1 protein-coding gene and 1 pseudogene are annotated in these 653 nt (G+C 57.4%); both read left to right on the forward strand.

The annotated features are described in order from the left end of the window. Positions 1-53 precede the first annotated feature (53 nt). Positions 54-287 carry a hypothetical protein gene (locus RT91_RS19420; RefSeq protein ID WP_240314379.1) on the forward strand — a complete coding sequence of 78 codons (234 nt, stop codon included), beginning with the start codon at positions 54-56 and terminating at the stop codon, positions 285-287. Between the two features lie 283 nt (positions 288-570). Continuing rightward, a pseudogene (locus RT91_RS22385) lies at positions 571-653 on the forward strand (IS5/IS1182 family transposase); the annotation flags it as partial.

Consider the following 653-nt stretch of genomic DNA (forward strand, 5'->3'; position numbering starts at 1 on the left):
CCATATATCGTAATGCGATATACAACGGCAACCCGCCGGGAAGAGGAGACAGCATGGCTGATGCGCGGTTGACCGACGAGGATTACGAGATGCTGGCCTCGTTCCGCTTCGCGCTGCGGAAGTTCATCGCCTTCAGCGAGGCCGCCGCCCGGCGCGACGGGCTGACGCCGCGCCAGCACCAGGCGCTGCTCGGCATCCGCGCCATGCAGGGCCAGGGCCTTCGCGGGACTGCCAAGCGGCTCCATAAGCGGGTTCTCGGGCGACCGCTCAGCTATCGTCGGCGTTAGCCGGCGCGGCAGTCCTCCACGTCGGCAAGCGAATTCGATAAAAATGAGTAAAGTTATTTTATTTCTTCTATGAAATAATTATTGGGCCTACGCCATAATGCCCTTTGGCAGGAGCCGATTATCAAACCTTGTTCGCGAAGATATTCAAATACTGACGCCGGACTCCAGCCAGGACCTATGGAAAAGCAGACGCCAGCATCTCTCAGAGCCGGACCGCAAAAGATAGTTGAGCGATTTCAGCGGGTTGTGATTCAGTTCGTTTGCGAAGACGAACGGAAATACGATGGCCTGGACTGAAATCGCTCGGCGACGATATTGCCGGGTCGGATTGCGCTACGCAAGCGACCTCACCGATGCCGATTGGTC

The organism is Acidiphilium sp. JA12-A1 (genome assembly GCF_000724705.2).
GTDB lineage: Bacteria > Pseudomonadota > Alphaproteobacteria > Acetobacterales > Acetobacteraceae > Acidiphilium > Acidiphilium multivorum.